This window comes from Sulfitobacter sp. M22 (assembly GCF_021736025.1).
Lineage (GTDB): Bacteria > Pseudomonadota > Alphaproteobacteria > Rhodobacterales > Rhodobacteraceae > Sulfitobacter > Sulfitobacter litoralis.
In genome coordinates this window covers 2,920,107-2,940,126 of the sequence record NZ_WMEC01000001.1, presented here as the reverse complement: position 1 = coordinate 2,940,126, position 20,020 = coordinate 2,920,107, and the positions used below count along the sequence as shown (strand labels likewise).

The following is a 20,020-nucleotide window of genomic DNA, read 5'->3' as shown; positions in this document are numbered from 1 at the left end:
AACAAGGGTCATGTTGAGGCCACAAAGCAAACCCGAAAGGATATCCTCCCATGTCTATCTTGCGCATCGACTCCTCCGCCAACACCACCAGCTCTGTGACCCGTGGCCTAACCGACCGGATCATCGCGCAACTGGGCGACACTGATGTCACCGTGCGCGATCTCGCCCGTGAACCCCTGCCCCAGATTACGGAAACATGGGCCATCGCCCGCGCCACACCCGAGACCGACCGCTCCCCCGAGCAAAGCGAAGCGCTGGTTGAATCCGACAAGCTCGTCGCTGAACTGCTAGCCGCCGACACCATCGTCATCGGGGCCCCCATCTATAATTTCAGCGTGCCCGCGTCGCTTAAGGCTTGGATCGATCTCGTCGCCCGCGTCGGCGTCACCTTCCGATACACCGAAGCCGGCCCCGAAGGCCTGGTCAAAGGCAAGCGCGTCATCGTCGCGATGGCCTCCGGTGGCGTCCCTGCTGGCTCCGAAGCCGACTTTAACACTGGCTACCTCAAGGCGGTACTGGGCTTTATGGGCATGACCGATGTCACCATCGTCGCCGCCGACGCGCTGGCCACCGATGCCGAAGCCACCATCGCCCGCGCCAATGAAGCGGTCGACGCGCTCAAGGCAGCCTGACCCTAGGGGCGCGCGGCGGGTTGACTCAGCCCCGCCGCTCGCCTAAACGGTCCGCAATCTCCGGAAGCATCATGTCTTCCGGTCTCTGGCGCGGCCAGAGATCGCCCCCCACCAGCGTGTTACGCCCGTGGGGGCATTTGCGTATTTAACGCGGGCATCCTATTTCAAGGGAACCGCAACCGATCGAAGGGGGCCATGGCCCATGTTTGAGAATCTTTCCGAACGTCTCTCTGGCGTCTTTGACCGTCTGACCAAACAGGGTGCCCTCTCCGAAGAGGATGTGAAAACCGCCCTACGCGAAGTCCGCGTCGCCCTGCTTGAAGCCGACGTATCCCTGACTGTCGCCCGCGATTTCGTCAAAGCCGTGCAAGACAAGGCCACAGGTCAGGCGGTCACCAAATCGATCACCCCCGGCCAGCAGGTCGTCAAGATCGTCCACGACGCGCTGATCGACACACTGAAGGGCGAAGGCGAACCGGGCGCGCTGAAGATCGACAACGCGCCTGCGCCGATCCTGATGGTCGGCCTGCAAGGCTCCGGTAAAACCACCACCACGGCCAAGCTTGCCAAACGCCTGAAAGACCGCGACGGCAAGCGTGTGCTGATGGCCTCGCTTGACGTCAACCGTCCCGCCGCGATGGAACAACTGGCGATCCTCGGCGTGCAGATCGGCGTCGATACCCTGCCGATCGTCAAAGGCGAAAACCCCGTCCAGATCGCGAAACGCGCGAAAACGCAGGCATCCATGGGCGGCTATGACGTCTATATGCTTGATACCGCGGGCCGCTTGTCGATCGACGAAGAGCTCATGCAACAGGTCGAAGCGGTACGCGATGTCGCCAACCCGCGTGAAACCCTGTTGGTTGTCGATGGCCTGACCGGCCAAGACGCCGTACAGACTGCTGAGAACTTCAACGACCGCATTGGCATTTCCGGCGTCGTGCTGACCCGCATGGACGGCGACGGCCGCGGCGGTGCAGCGCTGTCGATGCGCGCCGTCACCGGCAAACCCATCAAGTTCGTCGGCTTGGGCGAAAAGATGGACGCGCTTGAAACGTTTGAGCCAGAACGCATCGCGGGCCGTATCCTAGGCATGGGTGACATCGTCGCCTTGGTTGAGAAAGCGCAAGAAACCATCGAGGCCGAACAAGCCGAAAAGATGATGAAGCGCATGGCCAAGGGTCAGTTCAATATGAACGACCTGAAAATGCAGCTTGAACAGATGCTCAAAATGGGCGGGATGCAGGGCATGATGGGCATGATGCCCGGCATGGGGAAAATGGCGAAGCAGGTCGAAGACGCGGGCTTTGACGACAAGATCCTCAAACGCCAGATCGCCCTCATCCAGTCGATGACCAAGAAAGAGCGCGCTAACCCGGCTCTCCTTCAAGCCAGCCGCAAAAAGCGCATTGCCAAAGGCGCGGGCATGGAAGTGTCCGAATTGAACAAGCTCATGAAGATGCACCGCCAGATGGGCGACATGATGAAAAAGATGGGCAAAATGGGCAAAGGCGGCATGCTCAAACAAGCGATGAAGGGCATGATGGGCAAAGGCGGCATGCCCGGTGGCATGGACCCGTCCCAGATGGACCCCAAGGCGCTGGAAGCAGCGGCCAAACAGATGGGCGGCAAACTGCCTGGCGGCATGGGCGGCGGCGGTTTGCCTGCCAGCCTCTCTGGCTTCGGGAAAAAGAAATGATCCGCACTTCATTTTGCCAGATAAACTCCCGCCGGAGGCACTTGAACGTGCAACGCGTCCTGCCCTTTGCCGTGAAAGGAGCCGCCGCATGACCGACCCCGTCACCCGCGCTGCCGAGGTTCTGAAAGAACACCGCGCGTCCATCGACCGTCTGGATGCGATCCTGGTGTACACTTTGGGCGAGCGGTTCAAACACACTCAGGCTGTGGGGAAACTCAAAGCCGAACACGACCTTCCCCCCTCTGATCCGGACCGCGAAGCGAACCAGATCAAGCGGCTCGAAGATTTGGCGAAAGAGGCTGACCTCGATCCCGAATTCGCCAAGAAGTTTCTGAACTTCATCATCGCTGAAGTCATTCAGCACCACAAACAACAGCAATCATAGGTCCGGGTGCGTCCCTGACCTCAGTACCAACCTAAAGGAAACTACTCATGTCCATGAAAATTCGTCTCGCCCGTGGCGGTTCCAAAAAGCGCCCCTTCTACCGCATCGTTGCCGCTGACAGCCGCATGCCACGCGATGGCCGCTTCATCGAAAAGCTGGGCACATACAACCCGCTGCTGGCGAAAGACAGCGAAGAGCGCGTAAAAATGGACGTCGAGCGCGTTCAATACTGGATCGGCCAAGGCGCACAGCCAACGGACCGCGTTGCACGTATGCTGGAAGCTGCTGGCGTGAAAGACAAGACCGAGCGGAACAACCCCAAGAAGGGTACCCCCGGTAAGAAAGCGCAAGAGCGCGTAGAAGAAAAAGCAGCCAAGGCCGCCGCCGCTGCCGAAGCCGCCGCTGCTCCTGCAGAAGATGCCGCCGAAGAATAATCGGCCCTCTCTCGGCGCGGCTTTGTTCGCGCCGAGAGATTCAGGTACATGCGACAGCCCGCATCTTTGCGCGTGCAGCCTGTCCGATGTACGTGCTACATAAATGAGACGTCCCGCCGGAACGGCCTGCGACCCTTTGGCCTTCGCGGCCTACCTTTGGACCAGAATGAAAGCTGACAATGTTTCGTCTTCTTCGCCTTCTTCTTATCCTCGGGATCGGCGCTGCCATTGGCATCTGGTTTGAACGCAACCAGATGAAGTCGGAATGCCGCGCGGGCGAAGGTCAGTGGACCGGTACAATTTGCTTAAACTCGGAGCTTTTGCAGTGAGCGATAAAATTTCAGTGGGCGTGATCTCTGGCTCCTATGGCGTCCGCGGAGAGTTGCGGATTAAAAGCTACTGCGCTGTCCCAGAAGATATCGAAAGCTACAGCCCGCTCTCCAGCGAAGACGGCACCCGCAGCTACAATCTCGCGCTGGTCCGCCCTGTCAAAAACGGATTTGTCGCCCGCATCACTGATGTCACCTCCAAAGAAGAGGCTGACGCCCTGCGCGGCACCGTTCTTTTTGCGCAGCGCGATCAACTGCCTTCGCTGCCCGACGATGAATTCTATCACACCGACCTCATCGGGCTAGAGGTCTATGACACTGGCGGTGCGCTGATCGGCAAGGTCAAGACGGTCCAGAACCACGGCGCTGACGATTTGCTTGAAACGCAACTCGCGGGCAGTTCGCAAACGGTTTTCCTCCCCTTCACCAAGGCTGCGGTCCCCACTGTCGATTTAGCGTCGGGCCGCATCATCGCGGACCCGCCCGAGGGCATCCTGCCCGATGAAAAAGACGCTTAGGTCAGAACCGAAGGCCACCATGCCAAAGGCCGATATCACATGAACACTCCTTCACGTTCTCACGGACGGCAAACTGTTCGCCCCGCCCTCAAGCCGCGTGCGTTGATGCAGGACACCCCTGACTACGCTGACGTTTGGCGCGCCGAGATCGCGACCCTCTTCCCCGAATTGTTCCCAGGTGTGCTGGGTGCCAGCCTTACCGGGCGCGCCTTGCAAGAAGGTACATGGCAGCTAAATACCCATGATCTGCGCGGCTATGGCGTGGGCAAACACCGCAATGTCGACGATACCCCCGCGGGCGGCGGTGCCGGCATGGTTATGCGCGCTGATGTGGTCGGCCCTGCAATAGAGGCCGCGATGGCCAGTGCGTCCGGACGTTGGCCGATCCTTTATATGTCCCCCCGCGGACGGCGCTTTGATCAAGCCATGGCCCAAGATCTCGCCACCTGTTCCGGCGTGACCATCCTGTGTGGCCGGTTCGAAGGCGTCGATGAGCGCGTGATCGAACATTACGGCATCACCGAAGTGTCCCTTGGCGACTTTGTTCTGACAGGCGGAGAGTTGGCCGCGCAGGCTATGATTGACGCCACCGTGCGCCTGCTGCCCGGGGTCTTGGGCAACGCCGACAGCGTGGTCGAGGAAAGCCATTCCTCAGGCCTGCTGGAGCATCCGCAGTACACCCGCCCCGCCGACTGGAAAGACCGCCCCATCCCCCCGGTCCTCATGTCCGGCAATCACGGCGAAATCGCCAAATGGCGGCAAGCCCAGTCCGAAACGCTGACAGAACAACGGCGCCCCGATATGTGGGCTAAATATACCTCCAAGAAGTGACCCTCACGGAAGGCAGACCATGACAGACCTGACCCGCACCCTTGATCACGCCCGCATCGATGAGCTGCCTAACCCTTATTTCGGCAAGGTGCGTGACTGCTATGATCTGCCGGATGATCGGCGTATTCTCGTGTCATCGGACCGGATTTCGGCCTTTGATCGTATTCTCACCTCCATCCCGTTCAAGGGTCAGGTGTTGACGCAGACCGCGCGGTTCTGGTTCGACAACACCAGCGACATTTGCCCCAACCACGTGCTTGAATATCCCGACCCCAATGTGGTGATCGGCAAGCACCTGACCATTTTACCTGTCGAGATCGTGGTACGCGGCTATCTAGCGGGCTCAACAGGCACTTCGGTGCTGACGCTATACAAGAAAGGTGAACGAGAAATGTACGGCCATCATTTTCCTGATGGCCTGCGCGACAATCAGGCGTTACCTGCGCCGATCATTACCCCGACCTCCAAAGAGTTCGACGGCGGCCATGATGCTCCGATGACGGCCCAAGAGATCGTTGACCAAGACCTGCTCACCCAAGCGCAATGGGATCAAATCAGCGAAATTGCCCTGAAACTCTTTGCCCGCGGGCAAGAGATGGCGGCGAAGAACGGGCTGATCCTAGTCGACACAAAATATGAATTCGGCACCGATGCGCAGGGCAATATCCTGCTGGCTGATGAAATCCACACGCCCGACAGTTCGCGGTTCTGGCTGGCCGAAGGCTATGAGGCTGCGTTGGAAAACGGCACCCGCCCACCGTCTTTTGACAAGGACGTGATCCGATCTTGGGTTGATGCGCGCTGCGACCCCTATCACGATGATATCCCCGAAATTCCCGCCGATTTGATCGCTGCCACCTCGCAAGTCTATATCGACGCTTTCGAGGCGATTACCGGCCAGCGTTTTGTGCCCGATCTGAATGGCGACACCGTGCTGGACCGGGTCCGCAGCAATCTTCGCCCCTATTTTAGCGGCTGAAACGCGCGGCACTTTTTGTGATCGGGACTTGATCTGCGAAGGCATCCCGCCTATACGACGCGCAGGTCTGGAATCGTGTGTAAGCGGCTCCAGTCATTTCTGCATCCGCAGATGATAATTAAAGATGACCCTATCTTCGATGGGCTGCTACGGCAGGCCCGCCAAACAGACCGAAGCTCTTGGATCGCACAAAACTTCGTGGACTAACCGCGAGCATTTATAGGAGACGATCAGATGAACCTGATTGCTGAGATCGAGGCGGAACAAATCGCCGAACTGGGGAAAGAAATCCCTGACTTCCGCGCCGGTGACACCATCCGCGTGGGCTTTAAAGTGACCGAAGGTACACGTACCCGCGTTCAGAATTACGAAGGCGTCTGCATTGCACGTAACAACGGCAAAGGTATTGCCGGCTCGTTCACCGTGCGCAAGATTTCCTTTGGTGAAGGCGTAGAGCGCGTATTCCCCCTGCACTCCACCAACATCGAGAGCATCACAGTTGTCCGTCGTGGCCGTGTGCGTCGTGCGAAACTGTACTACCTGCGCTCGCGTCGTGGTAAGTCGGCACGCATCGTCGAAAACGTACATTACAAGCCAAAATCTGGCGCGAACGCGTAAGGAGAGCTGTCATGAAAGCCGATACACACCCCGAATACCACACGATCAACGTCAAAATGACAGACGGTACGATCCTGGAAATGAAATCGACCTACGGCAAAGAAGGCGATCAACTGTCGCTGGATATTGACCCCTCCGTGCACCCTGCATGGAACGGCGGCACATCCCGCTTGATGGACACCGGTGGCCGCGTTTCCAAGTTCAAAAATAAATACGCAGGTCTGGGCTTCTAAACCCTTTCCATTGCGAAATTCAGAAATGGCGTGCCCCGAGGGGCGCGCCATTTTTTATTTGATCACAGTATTTTAGTCAAAGAAGCGGCATCTCGCCCCTGCCCCAAGGTTACCTCGCATTTTACGGAACAAACTGGCCGATGTTTAGGTTTTGGAAAGCAACTACGGTCCATAGTCCCCTCAGCTCTCCACGAAAGGTTCGCTGATGCCCGCTTTCCCCCTCTCTGATTCAGGTCAGCCTCGCGCTGGCGCAAACCGCACAACCGCCCCCCTGTCGCAAGGTGACAAGCCCCCCCTTCCAGCCGAAGATTTAATCGCGGCGCACGACCTCGTCGAACGGGGATGCTTTGCGCAGGCACTGGTCCTGACAGGCGCGCTTGAACGGTTGCACGGGCCCCATGATGAACTCCGCCAGCTTGCATCGACGTGCCGCGCTAAACTGGCAGTAAACGATGTCACCTGCGTTACAATTGACACTGGCCGTCTGGGGCCACAGGGTCGCTCGCTACGGCGCTCGGGTTAGCGGTGCCTTGCGCGTAGGCCGCTTGCCGCTGCGGGTGAATTTAGCAACAATAACCACAATCTAGAGCCACAAACGCTTTCAAAAGCGCCATGTGTGCCATATGGTTTTTCCCAATGTGGCCCCGACAAAAACGGGGAGTGAAAGGGACAAAACGCAATGGCGCATATTATCGTCGTCGGGAATGAAAAAGGCGGGGCCGGAAAATCAACCGTCTCTATGCATGTGGCAACAGCCCTTGCACGCATGGGTCACAAGACCAGCGTTCTGGATCTGGACCTGCGCCAGCGCACATTCGGGCGATACGTCGACAATCGCAAATCCTTCCTTGCAAGCGCTGAGCTGGACCTCCCATCCCCCGAGATGCACGAGCTCCCCGAAATCGAGGCAAGCAGCTTGCAACCGGGCGAAAACATCTATGACAACCGCCTCAGCGCCGCCGTGGCAGAGCTTGAACCCACGTCGGATTTCATTCTGATCGATTGCCCGGGGTCGCACACCCGTCTCAGCCAGGTTGCACATTCGCTGGCCGACACGCTTATCACGCCGCTCAACGACAGTTTTATCGACTTTGACCTTCTGGCACGCACGGATGCCATGGGTGACAAGATTACCGGCCCATCCGTCTATTCCGAAATGGTCTGGAATGCGCGCCAGCTGCGCGCGCAGGCAGGTCTTGCCCCGATCGACTGGATCGTCGTGCGTAACCGCATGGGTGCACAGCGCATGGTCAACAAAGACAAGATGGAACGGGCCATCGCCAACCTGAGCAAACGCATCGGCTTTCGCATTGCGCCCGGTTTCAACGAACGCGTTATTTTCCGCGAACTTTTCCCCCGTGGCCTGACCCTGCTTGACCTCAAGGATATCGGCGTCAAACAACTCAATATCTCGAATGTAGCCGCCCGCCAGGAATTGCGTGACCTGATGAAAGCGCTGAACCTGCCCGGTGTCGATATCAACTTCTGACCGTCAGTGGCGGGCCATGGGCCCGCGGCCAGCCATCAGATGTCGCCGCCCTGCCCGGCGGCGAGTTTGACCAACAACCCCTTTAGCGTTTCGCGCTCGGCTGTGGTCAGGTCTGCTGTCAGACGAGCATCATAGGCTTTGGCCACCTCGAACAGATCATCATACGCGGCCCGCCCTGCGGCCGTCAGCGACAACAGCTCTGTCCGCCGGTCCTGATCTCCGCGCAGCCGTGTGACGAACCGCCGGTCGGTCAGCTTTTGCACGGCGCGACTGATCTTGGTCTTATGCATATTGGCGCGTTGCCCGATTTCGCTAGCGGTCATCTGACCATAAAGCCCCAGATGGAACAGCACCCGCCACTCGGTTCGCAGCATGCCATAGCGGTCTTTATAGGTACGCTGGAACGCAAGACTGCTCACTTCAGCGGCCTGATTCAGCAGATAGGGCAAGAAATGGGTCAGCTCGAAGTTCTGGTCTGGCATCGGTGCAATCGCTTGTTAGGATGAGCTAAGGTCTATTACCAACCGCCCAGATTTTGCAAGGGAGCCGCCACAAGCCCCCGCTCCGAAGCCGGCAACCGAGCGCCCATCACATCAGCTTGACGGGTTTGAAATTGGCATCGAAACATCATACCGGTTCCCTATCGGCATACCGACCCGCGCCACAAACGTCACCGTGTACAGAACGACATGCAAGGAACACCTATGACACTGCTCACTTCTTGGATCGAAAGCGCGAACAGCGCCGACACTGACTTTCCGCTTAACAACCTGCCCTATGGGGTGTTCTCGACGGACACGCTTGAACCACGCTGCGGTGTGGCGATCGGTGATATGGTGCTCGATATGGCCGCGATTGAGGCCGAAGACCTGATCTTGCTGCATTTCGACCCCGTCTTTGACGTGCCCTATTGGAATGACGTGATGGATTTGGGTCCCGAAGCCTGGGCCACCCTGCGCAGCCGTCTGATCGAATTGCTATCGACCGACAGTCCGGATCAAGCCAAAGTCGCGTTGCACCTGATCCCCATGGCCGACGTCCGCCTGCATATGCCGATTGTTGTCTCTGAATACACCGATTTCTATGCGGGCCGGCACCATGCCACCAATGTCGGCACAATGTTTCGCGGTGCCGAAAACGCGCTGCCGCCGAACTGGCTGCACATGCCGATTGGCTATAACGGGCGCGCGTCTACTGTGGTTGTGTCAGGTACCGACATCCATCGTCCCAACGGCCAGATCAAACCTGCAGATGCAGACCGCCCCTATTTCGGCCCGAGCGAACGCCTTGATATAGAGCTTGAGCTTGGCGCCATCGTTGGCACCTCTACCGACCTGGGCGACACCCCTAGCGTGGCCCAAGCGGACGAGATGATTTTTGGGTACGTCCTGCTGAACGACTGGTCCGCACGCGACATCCAAGCGTGGGAGTATCAACCGCTTGGCCCGTTTCAGGCCAAGGCCTTCGCCACCAGCATTTCGCCGTGGATCGTGACCAAAGCCGCGCTAGAGCCCTTCCGGACCTCCACCCCCGAACGCGAAGTCGATCTGCTGCCCTATCTGGCAGAGCCTAAACCGATGCTTTACGACATTAACCTATCGGTCATCCTCCAGCCCGACGGCGGTGAGCAACAGGTGATCGCACGCACCAATTACAACACAATGTATTATTCAGCGCCGCAACAACTGGCGCATCACGCGTCCTCGGGCTGTGCCATGAATGCGGGCGATTTGCTGGGGTCCGGCACGATTTCAGGGGCACAGAAAGATGCCCGCGGCAGCTTGCTTGAACTCAGCTGGGGCGGCGCGGAACCGATCACCCTGAATGACGGCACCACCCGCAGCTTTGTGCACGACGGCGACACGATGATCCTGTCGGGCCACGCTGCGGGGGACGGCTACCGCATCGGCTTTGGCGCATGCGCCGGCACCATCCTCCCCGCCAAGCCCACGGCATAACCGCGCTTCATTTTGCCTTTTAAACTCCCGCCGGAGGCATTCTTTGCCTTCGGTCCTCACGAACAAGAACGACGCGGGCTCGCACCAGCCCCCCGCCGCGAACCACCGCGGGAGGTGCTTGAAATGCCTGAAAACATGCTAGGTATTGAATTAACGAGAAACAGCGGGCGACACCCGACCAGAGAGGAAGACCATGACGTTCTTAACCCGTATCGGAACACCGTTGCCCGCAGCCATTCATGCCTCGGCCGAAGCCGCCAAACGCGATCCGGTCAACCGCCGCGAATTTCTCGCTCTGGCCAGCGCCTTTGGGGCTACAGCAGCAACAGCCTATGCGATGATCGGCATGGCGGCACCGGCTCAGGCCGCCGCGCATAAATCCGGCGGTACGGTCCGGATGCAGATGGAAGTCCGCGCCCCGAAGGACCCGCGCACCTATGACTGGTCCCAGATCGCCAACGTCACCCGCGGATGGCTTGAATACCTATGTATCTGGGAAAACGACGGTACCTTTACCCCCGCCTTGCTTGAAAGCTGGGAGATCAACGACGATGCCACCGAATATGTTTTGAACGTGCGCAAGGAGGTCACGTGGAACGACGGCACGCCCTTTACTGCCGATGATGTGGCCCGGAACATTACCGGCTGGTGCGATAAATCGGTCGAGGGCAATTCGATGGCCGGTCGCTTTGCCAGCCTGATCGACGCGGAAACCGGTCGGGCGATCGAGGGAGCCATAAAGGTCGTGGATGACCACACTGTCAAACTCTCACTGCCCAAGCCTGATATCACGCTCATTCCCGGCATGGCGGACTACCCTGCCGCCATTGTGCCCAAAGGGTTTGACCCCGAGACCATGCTCGACAATCCGGTCGGCACAGGCCCCTATCTCCCCGAGATGGTCGAGGTAGGTGTCAAGGCCGTGCTGGTGCAGAACCCAGATCACACTTGGTGGGGTTCCGAGATATATGGCGGGCCTTATATCGACCGTCTGGAATACATCGACTATGGTACCGACCCGTCGGCCTTTGTCGCCGCAGCGGAAGCTGACGAAATCGATGCCACCTACTCTGTCGAGGGCGAGTTCATTGATGTGTTCGGCACACTTGAGGATTGGAACCAGAACGAAATCGCAACGGCCGCGACCATTGTGATCCGCACCAACCAGCTCGCCGAGGTCGATGGCAAAACGCCTTATGCCGATGTCCGCGTACGTCGGGCCTTGGCGATGGCAGTTGATAACGCTGTCCTGCTTGAACTCGGCCATGCCGGCCGTGGTTTGGTTGCTGAAAACCACCACATCGGCCCGATGCACCCCGAATACGCCGAGCTTCCCCCGCGTGCACCAGATCCCGAAGGGGCCCGCGCTTTGATGGAAGAAGCCGGTATGGCTGACTTCGAACACGAGCTTTTTTCGATTGACGATGCGTGGCGCAAAGATACCACCGATGCGGTCGCCGCACAGCTGCGCGATGCGGGCATCAAGGTAAGGCGCACCATCCTGCCCGGCGCTGCCTTCTGGAACGGCTGGACGAAATACCCGTTTTCGTCGACCAACTGGAACGCACGGCCATTGGGCATCCAAACCTGGGCGCTGGCGTATCGGTCAGGCGAAGCGTGGAATGAATTCGGCTGGTCCAACCCCGAGTTTGACGCGCTTGTCGCCGAAGCACTGTCGGTGGCCGATGTGGAAAAACGCCGTGCTTTGATGGCAAAAGGCGAGGAGCTGATCCAGAATGAAGGAGTCACGATACAGCCCTATTGGCGCTCCTTGTACAACCATACCCGCAAAGGTCTGGTCGGGGCCGAACACCACATCGGCTTTGAATATCATCCCGCTCGGATGGCGTGGACGTCTTAGACTGCGCATAGTTTCGATACAAAAAGGGCCGCGTCTGACGCGGCCCTTTTTACATGCGCGCCCCAATCCCGCTCAGGGAAGCAGGAACAGCGTGATTGCGGGGAACATCACCAATATCACCACGCGGACAATGTCCGAGCCGACGAAATACATCACGGCTTTATAGGTCTCTGTCATCGGGGTTTCACGGTCCATCGAATTGATGATGAACAGGTTCATCCCCACCGGCGGCGTGATCAGCCCGACCTCTACTACAATTAACACAAGAATTCCGAACCAGATCGCCAGATGCTCGGTGCTCATCCCGAAATCCATCGCCGAGATGACCGGAAAGAAGATCGGCACGGTCAGCAGGATCATCGACAGGCTGTCCATAAGGCAGCCGAAGATCAAATAGAATACAAGGATCACGACCAGCACGAACCACGGGCTATAGCCCTGCCCCACGACCCAATCGGCCATGAACTGAGGCACCCCTGACAGCGCCAGAAAGCCGTTATAAAAACCGGCTCCCAACACTATGAAAAAGATCATCCCTGTGGTTTTGGCCGTTCCTAACAGACTGTCACGCAACACCGCCCAATTCAGGCTGCCTGCCAGCAATGCGGCCAGACCGGTTCCCGCAGCGCCCACAGCCGCCCCTTCGGTCGGTGTGAACCACCCCAGATAGATACCGCCCACAACGACGAAAAAGATCACCATCACCGGCCACGTGTTCGCCAATGCCTTGAACCTTTCGCCCATGGGGACCGCAGGGCGCACCCCCGCCGACTTGGGGTGCAAGCGCACATAGATCGAAATGGTGATGACATAGCCGATGGCAGCCAGAACACCGGGCAGAAACGCCGCCAGAAACAGCTTGGCGATATTCTGTTCTGTCAGGATCGCATAGATCACCAGAATAACCGAAGGCGGGATCAGGATACCCAAGGTGCCCCCTGCCGCCAGTGTCGCCGTGGAAAACCCGCCGGAATACCCATAGCGCCGCAGCTCGGGCAGCGCGACTTTCGACATGGTCGCCGCCGTCGCCAGCGAACTGCCACAGATCGCGCCAAAGCCCGCACAGGCCCCTACGGCAGCCATCGCCACGCCGCCCCGCCTGTGCCCCAAAAAGCTTTCGGCGGCCTTGAACAGCGCTTGGCTCATCCCAGAGAGGGTCGCAAATTGCCCCATCAGCAGGAACATCGGAATGATGCTCAGCGAATAGCTGGAAAACGTCGTATAGGTCTCTGACTTCAGCTTTGCCAGCAGCGGCGTGGGGTTGCCCCCCATCGCCAGAAACCAACCACCAAATCCGCACAGCAGCATCGCCAACCCGATCGGCGCACGCAGGAAAATCATCAACAGCAGCACTGGAAACGACCAAAAGCCCAGTTCTAGATTGGTCATCAGTGTGCCCCTTGTTCGCTCGGTAGGATGTCGATGCCGCGCGCGGCCTCGATCACACGTATCACGGCGCAATAGACAGCCACGACACAGGCAATCACGCCCGAGGCAAAGCTCGCGGCATAGGCCCACCACACGGGGAATTGCAGAAACAAGGTCGTCTCTCCATTGCCCAGATAGCGCTGCATCCCCTCGTACAGCCGCCAGATGACCAGCAAGATTACTGCCGCTAGCACGATCTCCCAAAAGGCGATGATCCAACGGTTCGCACTGCGCGGCAGGAACGACGTGAACACATCCACAGAGGCATGCGCCCCATAATACTGGCAGACCGGCAGGAACGAGAAAATCGCAAAGGCGACGCCTGCCTCCAGTACCTCGTAATTTCCGTTGATTTCGCCGACGCCAAGGTCGATCAGCCTTTGGGACAAGCCCGTCAGCTGCTCTTGAAAGAACGTGCTGTGCAGCATCTTGTTGACCGTGCGCCCGATGATTGAGGCCGTGGTCATCAGCACCAGCGCAATCAGCACCAGCCCTCCGATCACCGCGGTGAACCGGGCAAGAAAATGTATCAGCTGACGCATGGGTCTCTCAGTCTTGTCAGGGTATTTGGTGGCATCAAGCCATCAGGCCCGCAGCGCAGGGATACGCCGCGGGCCTGTTTCACGCGCTACGGATTACTTACCGTAAGCGTCCATCAGCTCTCGCGCCTCGTCGATCAGCGCTTGGCCGTCGATGCCCTTGCTGTCCATATCGGCAATCCAGCTGTCATAGATCGGCTGCGACGCATCGCGCCACACGCGCGTTTCTTCTTCGTTCAGCTCGATCACGTTGTTACCTAGATCGACAGCGACCTGACGCGCAGGCCCATCAGCATCCGCCTGTGTGCCACCGGCAAAGACAGAGAATTCGAGGCCCGAGTTGTCATCCAGAACTTTCTTCAGTTCGTCCGACAGCCCGTCATAGCGGTCCTTGTTCATCGCCAGCACAAAGGTCAGCGTATAAAGCGCGGCACCGTCAAATTCGGTGTGGTTCTTCACCAGCTCGGGCACTTTCAGCGATGGCGTCACTTCCCACGGGATCGTGGTGCCGTCGATCACACCCTTGGACAGACCTTCGGGAATCGCCGGAACCGGCATGCCCACAGGTGTCGCGCCGGTAATCTCAAGCAGCTGGTTCACCAGACGCGACCCGCCGCGAATTTTGAGGCCCTGCATATCGTCTGGCGACCGGACTTCGGCGTTCGTGTGCAACAGGCCGGGACCGTGGACCCATGTTCCCAGAATATGCACATCTTTGAACTCGGTGTCTTTCATGTGCTTTTCGAACATCTGCCAATAGGCAGAGCTCGCCGCGCGAGCGTCCGTCACCATAAAGGGCAGCTCGAACACTTCGGTCGTCGGATAGCGACCCGGGGTATAGCCCACCACGGTCCAGACGATATCGGCCACGCCGTCAATCGCTTGGTCCATCAGTTCTGGGGGTTTCCCGCCAAGCTGCATGGAGGGGTAACGTTCAATTTTGATTTTGTCGTCACTGGCGGCTTCGACCTTATCAGCCCAGACATCCAGAATAAGTTTCGGCACATTGGCCTGTGGCGGCAGGAACTGGTGCATCCGCAGCGTGACCTCTTGCGCCAGTGCGCCGGTCGCGCTCATGCCAACGGCAAGGGCCGCACCCGCGATCCCCATCAGGGTTCTTCTCATCATCATCTAACTCTCCCAAGTTCAGTCAAAGACGGACCCCTCTGTTGCCGAGCGGTTCCGAGCATCTCGCTGAGCATCACTTGACACCAGCAACTCGCGTTTATCAATCATCTGTAACGCCGACCGATGGAAAAACACCCGACCGGACGAATCCGGCGGATGGGCGCAAAGCGATCTTTGATAGATTTAGGGAGGGTGATGGTGGCGTTACCTGGATTTGAACCAGGGACCTAACGATTATGAGTCGTTCGCTCTAACCAACTGAGCTATAACGCCATCGGCGCTCCGAGTATGACAGGCTTCGGCCCCCGTCAAGAGCCAAAGCCAATCTTCTTGAATTATTCGCCTTCGCGCACCGTATCGATCATGCGCTGCACGTTGTCAGGATCGGCATCCGGCGTGATCCCGTGGCCAAGGTTAAAGATATGCGGCCCCTTGGAAAAGGCTTTGACGATCTGGCGCGTATCGTCCACCAGCGCCTGCCCGCCCGTGACCATATGGGGCGATGCCAGATTGCCCTGCACACAGCCGTCAACTTGCACATTCTGCGCGGCCCAATCCGCCGAGACAGAGTTATCCAGCGCCACACAATCCACGCCCGTTGCCTTGGCAAACCCGATGTATTTATCACCTGCCTCGCGCGGGAAACCGATGATCGGAATACCGGGGTGCCGCTTCTTCAGTTCTTGCGTGATCTCGCGGGCCGGCGCGACCGCGTATTTCTCGAACGCATCGCCGGGCAACGATCCCGCCCAGCTGTCGAAAATCTTCATCACCTCGGCCCCTGCGTCAATTTGCGCAGACATATATTCGATGGTTGCCTTGGTAATCAGGTCCAGAAGCTTTTCGAAAAGCGCGCTATCTTGCGTGCGCAGCAGATGGGCCGGCCCCTGATCCTTCGTCCCCTGCCCTGCAATCATATAGGTCGCCACGGTCCAGGGCGCGCCGGCAAAGCCGATCAACGTCGTCTCCCGCGGCAGCGCCGCGGTAAGGTTACGCACCGTCTGATAGATCGGGTTCAACGTCTCGTGAATATCACCCACGGGCCGCAGCTTGTCGAAATCCGCCTGCGTGGTGACAGTCGACAGGCGCGGCCCTTCGCCAGTGACAAACCACAGATCCGCGCCAAGCGCTTGTGGTACAAGCAAAATATCCGCAAACAGGATCGCCGCGTCAAACCCGTAACGACGGATCGGCTGCAAGGTGACCTCTGTCGCAAGATCAGGATTATAGCACAGCGATAGGAAATCCCCCGCCTGCGCCCTTGTCGCCTTATACTCTGGCAGATAGCGACCCGCCTGCCGCATCATCCAGATTGGTGGCACCGGCAACGTCTCTCCTGCCAATGAACGCAGAATGGTTTTGCTTTGCGTATCGGTCTGCGGCATCTGGGTTTCCTACTCTTCAAAGGTTTTGTCTTAGGTCAAGATGTAGCGCCCCGATGTCAAGGCAATGGCACCGCTTGTCAGATCAGATCGGCCCCCCTAAAGAAGGGCCATGACTGTGAACCTGCCCACCCCCGAAAATCCTATGCGCATAGGTACCCGCGGCTCGCCTTTGGCGATGGCCCAGGCCTATGAAACCCGCGCCCGTCTGGCTGCCGCTTTTGAAATCCCCCAAGCGGCTTTCGAAATCGTGGTGATAAAGGTGACCGGCGATATCATACAGGATCGCCCGCTCAAGGATATCGGCGGCAAGGGCCTATTTACGCGCGAGATCGAAGAGGACCTGCTGGCGGGCAAAATCGACATCGCCGTTCATTCGATGAAAGACATGCCGACGATCCAGCCGGGGGGCTTGTTGCTCGACACCTATCTGCCCCGCGAAGACCCCCGCGATGCCTTTGTTGCACCGACGCTCTCTGCGCTGGATCAATTGGCCCAAGGCGCGGTTGTCGGCACCTCCAGCCTGCGCCGCCGCGCGCAGCTGTTGCACCAGCGCCCCGACCTGCAAGTCGTCGAATTCCGCGGCAACGTGCAAACCCGTCTGAAAAAGCTCGCCGATGGCAAGGCCGAATGCACCTTCCTTGCGGTGGCCGGCCTGAACCGGTTGGGCATGCAGCACGTCCCCGCCACCCCGATCGACGATACGCTGATGCTGCCCGCTGTCGCGCAAGGGGCGATTGGCATCGAACGCCGCGCCGGTGATATTGACACCGAAGCCATGCTCGCCGCGATCCACGACACCCCCACCGGACAACGGCTCGCGGCGGAACGCGCCTTCCTGCTGACACTCGACGGGTCGTGCGAAACGCCGATTGCCGGGCTCGCGACGCTTGACGGTGATACGCTGCACCTGCGCGGCGAAGTGCTGCGCCCCGACGGATCAGAGGCGCTGAGCGGGGAACGCAGTGGCCCTATCTCAGACGGCGGCCTGATGGGTGTCGATCTTGCTCAAGACCTATTGGCGCAAGCAGGCCCCGGATTCTTTGACTGGCACACCAAAGGGTAAGATCGAAACTTATTTCACACGGCGTTTGAAACTAAGCAACGCATGGGCGCGTTACTCCGTCATGATCAGCAACTGATCACGATATAAACCCAGGAGAACACCATGACTTTCGCCAAGAAAATGATGACAGCAACCGCAGCTCTGGCCCTGACTGCGGGCGCGGCGTTCGCTGAAGAGATGAAAAACCCGATGGTTGGTGGCGCCGAGATGTTTGCCGAAAAGAACATCGTTGAAAACGCCGTGAACTCTGCCGACCACACCACATTGGTTGCCGCCGTAAAAGCAGCCGGTCTGGTCGAAACCCTGTCCGGCGAAGGCCCCTTTACCGTATTCGCCCCCACCAACGCCGGTTTCGACCGTCTTGAAGCTGGTGCCGTTGAGAACCTGCTGAAGCCCGAAAACAAGGACCAACTGACCGAAGTCCTGACCTGCCACGTGGTCGGCAAAGCTGTAATGGCCGAAGCCTTGCAAGGCATGATCAAGGATGACGGCGGCGAGCACCCCGTTCCCACGCTGGGTGGCTGCACACTGCAAGCATCCTATGCTGACGACGGCCGCATGATGCTGGCCGATGAAAACGGAAACGCGGCGTTTGTGACCATTGCAGACGTTAAACAGTCGAACGGCGTGATCCACGTGATCGATGGCGTGATGCTGCCAAAGCAATAATCTGACACCAAACTGACCGAAAAGGCCCCCTACTTGCACAGTCGGGGGCCTATTTATTCGAGATGGCTCAAATCCCGGGGGAGCCCGCAGGGCGGGGGCTGGCCCCCCTACACCCACTTCGCCAAGGGTGGCAGGCTCATAAGAACCGCATTGGCATCATGGCCGGTTTCCAGCCCGAATTTTGTGCCGCGGTCATAAACAAGGTTATATTCCGCATAAAGTCCGCGATGCACCAGTTGCGCGTCTTTGTCGGCGTCCGACCAGTCTTGCGTGATCCGCTGTTGTACCAGCGGCAGATAGGCGGGCAGGAACGCGCGACCAATGTCTTGGGTCAGGGCAAAGTCGGCCTCCCAATCCCCTGTTGCGTGATCATCCATAAAGATCCCCCCCACCCCGCGTGCGCGGTGACGGTGCGGGATGTAGAAGTACTCGTCCGCCCATTCCTTCAGACGCGGGTAAAGATCGCGCCCGTGCGGGTCCAGATGCGCCTTTTGGACAGCATGGAAATGCGCCGTATCCTCGGCATATTCGATACAAGGGTTCAAATCGGACCCACCGCCAAACCAGCTGGCATGGGGCGTCCAGAACATGCGGGTGTTCATGTGCACCGCTGGGGCGTGGGGGTTTTGCATATGCGCCACCAGACTGATGCCTGATGCCCAGAACCGCGGGTCTTCGGTCATGCCGGGGATGCCCTTGCGCGCCGCCATGGCGGCCTGCGCCCGCTCTCCCAATGTGCCAAAAACTGTCGATACATTGACGCCGACTTTCTCGAACACGCGCCCGCCGCGCATCACGCTCATCAGGCCACCGCCCGCGTCGCTGCCATCGTCGCTGCTGCGTTTGGTCGGGGTTACCTCGAATGTGCCAGCGACCGCATCTGACAATGGCCCATTGGCGTGGTCACGCTCCAGCGCCTCAAATGCCTCCACGATCTGGTCGCGCAGGCTGCGGAACCAATCAGCGGCGCGGGTTCTTTCCGCCTCGAAATCATCGGTCATGCGCAAAGCCTTTCGTTGCTGTGTTTTTAGTGTGCGGGCGCGTCCACGGCGTCCAACAAGGACCGGCCCCCGTCCACCACGATCACTTCGCCGGTCAGAAAGCTTGAACTGTCGGCGGCAAGATACTGGATCGTATCGGCCAGCTCGGACGGAGATGCGATGCGCCCCAGCGGCGTGTGATTGCGAATGTCGTCGCGCCATTCACGGTTCTCGGCGCAAGACGCCTTTAGCGAGCCGCTCATCACCGACCCGAAGGCGACGGCGTTCACGCGGATGCGGTGCGGCGCCAGGGTCAGCGCCATTGACCGCGTCATCTGTTCCAGCGCTGCTGCCGCCATGGAATAGGCCATCAGCTCGGGCCGTGTGTGCCGCGAGGTCGTCGAGCTCAGGTTGATGATGCTGCCAACAGCGCCGCCCTCTTGCCCTTCGGCTTGTTTGATCATGCGTTTGGCGACCTGCTGTGTCAGTTGCATCGCGGTCATCACGTTTTCCTGCCACAAGGTTTCAACACTGGTGTCGTCGCCGTCCAACGCATCCGTGGGCAAAAACTGCCGCGATGCATTCACCAGCACATCGACCTCGTCAAAGGCATCGATGGTAGCGGATACAAGGTTCGCAATGGTCAACCGCTGCCGCAAATCGCCCGCGAAAAAGCGGATGCTGCCTTCGTCCTTGGCATCACCCAATTCTTCAATCAGCGCTTTCTCGTCAATGTCGGCGCACATCACATTGGCACCTTTGTCGGCAAACTGACGTGCAATCGCCAGGCCGATGCCGTTTGCGGCCCCTGTGATGATGACGTTCTTGCCAGAGATTGAGAATGACATAGCTCGTTCCTTAA

The 20,020-nt window shown here is 58.8% G+C and carries 23 protein-coding genes and 1 tRNA gene; 16 read left to right on the top strand and 8 right to left on the bottom strand.

All coding sequences use genetic code 11. From position 1 onward, the window contains the following. Positions 1 to 50 precede the first annotated feature (50 nt). The 12 genes from GLP52_RS14395 (at position 51) to GLP52_RS14340 (ending at position 8,147) form a co-directional block, all read left to right on the top strand. Positions 51 to 632 (top strand): FMN-dependent NADH-azoreductase, encoded by a 582-nt coding sequence (locus tag GLP52_RS14395; RefSeq protein WP_093731710.1) that lies wholly within the window; start codon positions 51 to 53, stop codon positions 630 to 632. Between the two features lie 202 nt (positions 633 to 834). Beyond that, a complete protein-coding gene (gene ffh, locus GLP52_RS14390) occupies positions 835 to 2,331 on the top strand; it encodes a signal recognition particle protein (protein WP_093731709.1) in 1,497 nt (498 codons plus the stop codon). An 88-nt stretch (positions 2,332 to 2,419) separates the two neighbouring features. After that, complete coding sequence (locus GLP52_RS14385; RefSeq protein ID WP_093731708.1) at positions 2,420 to 2,716, top strand: chorismate mutase; 297 nt, start codon at positions 2,420 to 2,422, stop codon at positions 2,714 to 2,716. A gap of 47 nt (positions 2,717 to 2,763) precedes the next feature. Next, entirely contained in the window at positions 2,764 to 3,150 is a 387-nt protein-coding gene (rpsP, locus tag GLP52_RS14380) for a 30S ribosomal protein S16 (protein WP_093731707.1), read from the top strand. A 179-nt stretch (positions 3,151 to 3,329) separates the two neighbouring features. Beyond that, positions 3,330 to 3,479 carry a hypothetical protein gene (locus GLP52_RS14375; RefSeq protein ID WP_167354498.1) on the top strand — a complete coding sequence of 50 codons (150 nt, stop codon included), beginning with the start codon at positions 3,330 to 3,332 and terminating at the stop codon, positions 3,477 to 3,479. Next, positions 3,476 to 3,997 (top strand): ribosome maturation factor RimM, encoded by a 522-nt coding sequence (gene rimM, locus GLP52_RS14370; RefSeq protein ID WP_237271199.1) that lies wholly within the window; start codon positions 3,476 to 3,478, stop codon positions 3,995 to 3,997. The genes GLP52_RS14375 and rimM overlap by 4 nt, the downstream gene beginning before the upstream one ends. Positions 3,998 to 4,036: 39 nt before the next feature. After that, positions 4,037 to 4,828: a tRNA (guanosine(37)-N1)-methyltransferase TrmD gene (gene trmD, locus GLP52_RS14365; RefSeq protein ID WP_237273578.1), complete on the top strand. Its 792-nt coding sequence runs from the start codon at positions 4,037 to 4,039 to the stop codon at positions 4,826 to 4,828. A gap of 19 nt (positions 4,829 to 4,847) precedes the next feature. Continuing rightward, positions 4,848 to 5,807: a phosphoribosylaminoimidazolesuccinocarboxamide synthase gene (locus GLP52_RS14360; RefSeq protein WP_093731704.1), complete on the top strand. Its 960-nt coding sequence runs from the start codon at positions 4,848 to 4,850 to the stop codon at positions 5,805 to 5,807. A gap of 234 nt (positions 5,808 to 6,041) precedes the next feature. Continuing rightward, on the top strand, positions 6,042 to 6,425 hold the full coding sequence (rplS, locus tag GLP52_RS14355; RefSeq protein WP_093731703.1) for a 50S ribosomal protein L19: 384 nt from the start codon (positions 6,042 to 6,044) through the stop codon (positions 6,423 to 6,425). Between the two features lie 11 nt (positions 6,426 to 6,436). Then, positions 6,437 to 6,658: a 50S ribosomal protein L31 gene (rpmE, locus tag GLP52_RS14350; protein WP_093731702.1), complete on the top strand. Its 222-nt coding sequence runs from the start codon at positions 6,437 to 6,439 to the stop codon at positions 6,656 to 6,658. A 205-nt stretch (positions 6,659 to 6,863) separates the two neighbouring features. Beyond that, positions 6,864 to 7,181 (top strand): hypothetical protein, encoded by a 318-nt coding sequence (locus tag GLP52_RS14345; RefSeq protein ID WP_237271197.1) that lies wholly within the window; start codon positions 6,864 to 6,866, stop codon positions 7,179 to 7,181. 156 nt (positions 7,182 to 7,337) lie between these two features. Continuing rightward, positions 7,338 to 8,147 carry a division plane positioning ATPase MipZ gene (locus GLP52_RS14340; protein ID WP_093731700.1) on the top strand — a complete coding sequence of 270 codons (810 nt, stop codon included), beginning with the start codon at positions 7,338 to 7,340 and terminating at the stop codon, positions 8,145 to 8,147. A 35-nt stretch (positions 8,148 to 8,182) separates the two neighbouring features. Here the strand turns inward: GLP52_RS14340 and GLP52_RS14335 are convergent, their stop codons facing one another. Beyond that, on the bottom strand, positions 8,183 to 8,629 hold the full coding sequence (locus tag GLP52_RS14335) for a MarR family winged helix-turn-helix transcriptional regulator (protein ID WP_093731699.1): 447 nt from the start codon (positions 8,627 to 8,629) through the stop codon (positions 8,183 to 8,185). A 222-nt stretch (positions 8,630 to 8,851) separates the two neighbouring features. Here GLP52_RS14335 and fahA point away from each other — a divergent pair, with 222 nt between their 5' ends. Beyond that, the gene (gene fahA, locus GLP52_RS14330; RefSeq protein WP_093731698.1) at positions 8,852 to 10,105 is read left to right on the top strand and encodes a fumarylacetoacetase; all 1,254 of its coding nucleotides are present in this window, start codon (positions 8,852 to 8,854) and stop codon (positions 10,103 to 10,105) included. A gap of 193 nt (positions 10,106 to 10,298) precedes the next feature. Continuing rightward, the gene (locus GLP52_RS14325; RefSeq protein ID WP_237271196.1) at positions 10,299 to 11,966 is read left to right on the top strand and encodes an ABC transporter substrate-binding protein; all 1,668 of its coding nucleotides are present in this window, start codon (positions 10,299 to 10,301) and stop codon (positions 11,964 to 11,966) included. Between the two features lie 72 nt (positions 11,967 to 12,038). Here the strand turns inward: GLP52_RS14325 and GLP52_RS14320 are convergent, their stop codons facing one another. The 5 genes from GLP52_RS14320 to hemE form a co-directional block, all read right to left on the bottom strand. Further along, on the bottom strand, positions 12,039 to 13,355 hold the full coding sequence (locus GLP52_RS14320) for a TRAP transporter large permease (RefSeq protein ID WP_093731696.1): 1,317 nt from the start codon (positions 13,353 to 13,355) through the stop codon (positions 12,039 to 12,041). Next, positions 13,355 to 13,936: a TRAP transporter small permease gene (locus GLP52_RS14315; RefSeq protein WP_237271195.1), complete on the bottom strand. Its 582-nt coding sequence runs from the start codon at positions 13,934 to 13,936 to the stop codon at positions 13,355 to 13,357. Before GLP52_RS14315 ends, GLP52_RS14320 begins: the two co-directional genes overlap by 1 nt. A gap of 93 nt (positions 13,937 to 14,029) precedes the next feature. Further along, the gene (locus GLP52_RS14310) at positions 14,030 to 15,064 is read right to left on the bottom strand and encodes a TRAP transporter substrate-binding protein (protein ID WP_237271194.1); all 1,035 of its coding nucleotides are present in this window, start codon (positions 15,062 to 15,064) and stop codon (positions 14,030 to 14,032) included. A gap of 193 nt (positions 15,065 to 15,257) precedes the next feature. Then, positions 15,258 to 15,334 (bottom strand) — tRNA-Met (locus tag GLP52_RS14305). A 62-nt stretch (positions 15,335 to 15,396) separates the two neighbouring features. Continuing rightward, complete coding sequence (gene hemE / locus GLP52_RS14300; RefSeq protein WP_237271193.1) at positions 15,397 to 16,446, bottom strand: uroporphyrinogen decarboxylase; 1,050 nt, start codon at positions 16,444 to 16,446, stop codon at positions 15,397 to 15,399. 109 nt (positions 16,447 to 16,555) lie between these two features. On the opposite strand from hemE, the gene hemC reads away from it, so the two are divergent. Further along, positions 16,556 to 17,509, top strand: coding sequence for a hydroxymethylbilane synthase (gene hemC / locus GLP52_RS14295; protein ID WP_093731692.1), 954 nt, complete (start codon positions 16,556 to 16,558; stop codon positions 17,507 to 17,509). 102 nt (positions 17,510 to 17,611) lie between these two features. Next, positions 17,612 to 18,178: a fasciclin domain-containing protein gene (locus GLP52_RS14290; RefSeq protein ID WP_237271192.1), complete on the top strand. Its 567-nt coding sequence runs from the start codon at positions 17,612 to 17,614 to the stop codon at positions 18,176 to 18,178. A 107-nt stretch (positions 18,179 to 18,285) separates the two neighbouring features. Here GLP52_RS14290 and hemF read toward each other — a convergent pair whose 3' ends face one another. Both hemF and GLP52_RS14280 read right to left on the bottom strand, forming a co-directional pair. Beyond that, complete coding sequence (gene hemF / locus GLP52_RS14285; RefSeq protein ID WP_237271191.1) at positions 18,286 to 19,179, bottom strand: oxygen-dependent coproporphyrinogen oxidase; 894 nt, start codon at positions 19,177 to 19,179, stop codon at positions 18,286 to 18,288. A gap of 26 nt (positions 19,180 to 19,205) precedes the next feature. Further along, complete coding sequence (locus GLP52_RS14280) at positions 19,206 to 20,006, bottom strand: SDR family NAD(P)-dependent oxidoreductase (RefSeq protein ID WP_237271190.1); 801 nt, start codon at positions 20,004 to 20,006, stop codon at positions 19,206 to 19,208. Positions 20,007 to 20,020 lie beyond the last annotated feature (14 nt).

Excerpts from the sequence above, each read along its gene's own strand:
- GLP52_RS14385 (WP_093731708.1), top strand. The coding sequence starts at position 2,420 with ATGACCGACCCCGTCACCCGCGCTGCCGAGGTTCTGAAAGAACACCGC.
- GLP52_RS14345 (WP_237271197.1), top strand. The coding sequence starts at position 6,864 with ATGCCCGCTTTCCCCCTCTCTGATTCAGGTCAGCCTCGCGCTGGCGCA.
- GLP52_RS14335 (WP_093731699.1), bottom strand. The coding sequence starts at position 8,629 with ATGCCAGACCAGAACTTCGAGCTGACCCATTTCTTGCCCTATCTGCTG.
- rpmE (WP_093731702.1), top strand. The coding sequence starts at position 6,437 with ATGAAAGCCGATACACACCCCGAATACCACACGATCAACGTCAAAATG.
- hemC (WP_093731692.1), top strand. The coding sequence starts at position 16,556 with ATGACTGTGAACCTGCCCACCCCCGAAAATCCTATGCGCATAGGTACC.
- GLP52_RS14280 (WP_237271190.1), bottom strand. The coding sequence starts at position 20,006 with ATGTCATTCTCAATCTCTGGCAAGAACGTCATCATCACAGGGGCCGCA.
- rplS (WP_093731703.1), top strand. The coding sequence starts at position 6,042 with ATGAACCTGATTGCTGAGATCGAGGCGGAACAAATCGCCGAACTGGGG.
- GLP52_RS14290 (WP_237271192.1), top strand. The coding sequence starts at position 17,612 with ATGACTTTCGCCAAGAAAATGATGACAGCAACCGCAGCTCTGGCCCTG.
- trmD (WP_237273578.1), top strand. The coding sequence starts at position 4,037 with ATGAACACTCCTTCACGTTCTCACGGACGGCAAACTGTTCGCCCCGCC.
- GLP52_RS14340 (WP_093731700.1), top strand. The coding sequence starts at position 7,338 with ATGGCGCATATTATCGTCGTCGGGAATGAAAAAGGCGGGGCCGGAAAA.
- GLP52_RS14310 (WP_237271194.1), bottom strand. The coding sequence starts at position 15,064 with ATGATGATGAGAAGAACCCTGATGGGGATCGCGGGTGCGGCCCTTGCC.
- hemE (WP_237271193.1), bottom strand. The coding sequence starts at position 16,446 with ATGCCGCAGACCGATACGCAAAGCAAAACCATTCTGCGTTCATTGGCA.
- hemF (WP_237271191.1), bottom strand. The coding sequence starts at position 19,179 with ATGACCGATGATTTCGAGGCGGAAAGAACCCGCGCCGCTGATTGGTTC.
- GLP52_RS14375 (WP_167354498.1), top strand. The coding sequence starts at position 3,330 with ATGTTTCGTCTTCTTCGCCTTCTTCTTATCCTCGGGATCGGCGCTGCC.
- GLP52_RS14320 (WP_093731696.1), bottom strand. The coding sequence starts at position 13,355 with ATGACCAATCTAGAACTGGGCTTTTGGTCGTTTCCAGTGCTGCTGTTG.
- ffh (WP_093731709.1), top strand. The coding sequence starts at position 835 with ATGTTTGAGAATCTTTCCGAACGTCTCTCTGGCGTCTTTGACCGTCTG.
- GLP52_RS14315 (WP_237271195.1), bottom strand. The coding sequence starts at position 13,936 with ATGCGTCAGCTGATACATTTTCTTGCCCGGTTCACCGCGGTGATCGGA.
- fahA (WP_093731698.1), top strand. The coding sequence starts at position 8,852 with ATGACACTGCTCACTTCTTGGATCGAAAGCGCGAACAGCGCCGACACT.
- GLP52_RS14325 (WP_237271196.1), top strand. The coding sequence starts at position 10,299 with ATGACGTTCTTAACCCGTATCGGAACACCGTTGCCCGCAGCCATTCAT.
- GLP52_RS14395 (WP_093731710.1), top strand. The coding sequence starts at position 51 with ATGTCTATCTTGCGCATCGACTCCTCCGCCAACACCACCAGCTCTGTG.
- GLP52_RS14360 (WP_093731704.1), top strand. The coding sequence starts at position 4,848 with ATGACAGACCTGACCCGCACCCTTGATCACGCCCGCATCGATGAGCTG.
- rpsP (WP_093731707.1), top strand. The coding sequence starts at position 2,764 with ATGTCCATGAAAATTCGTCTCGCCCGTGGCGGTTCCAAAAAGCGCCCC.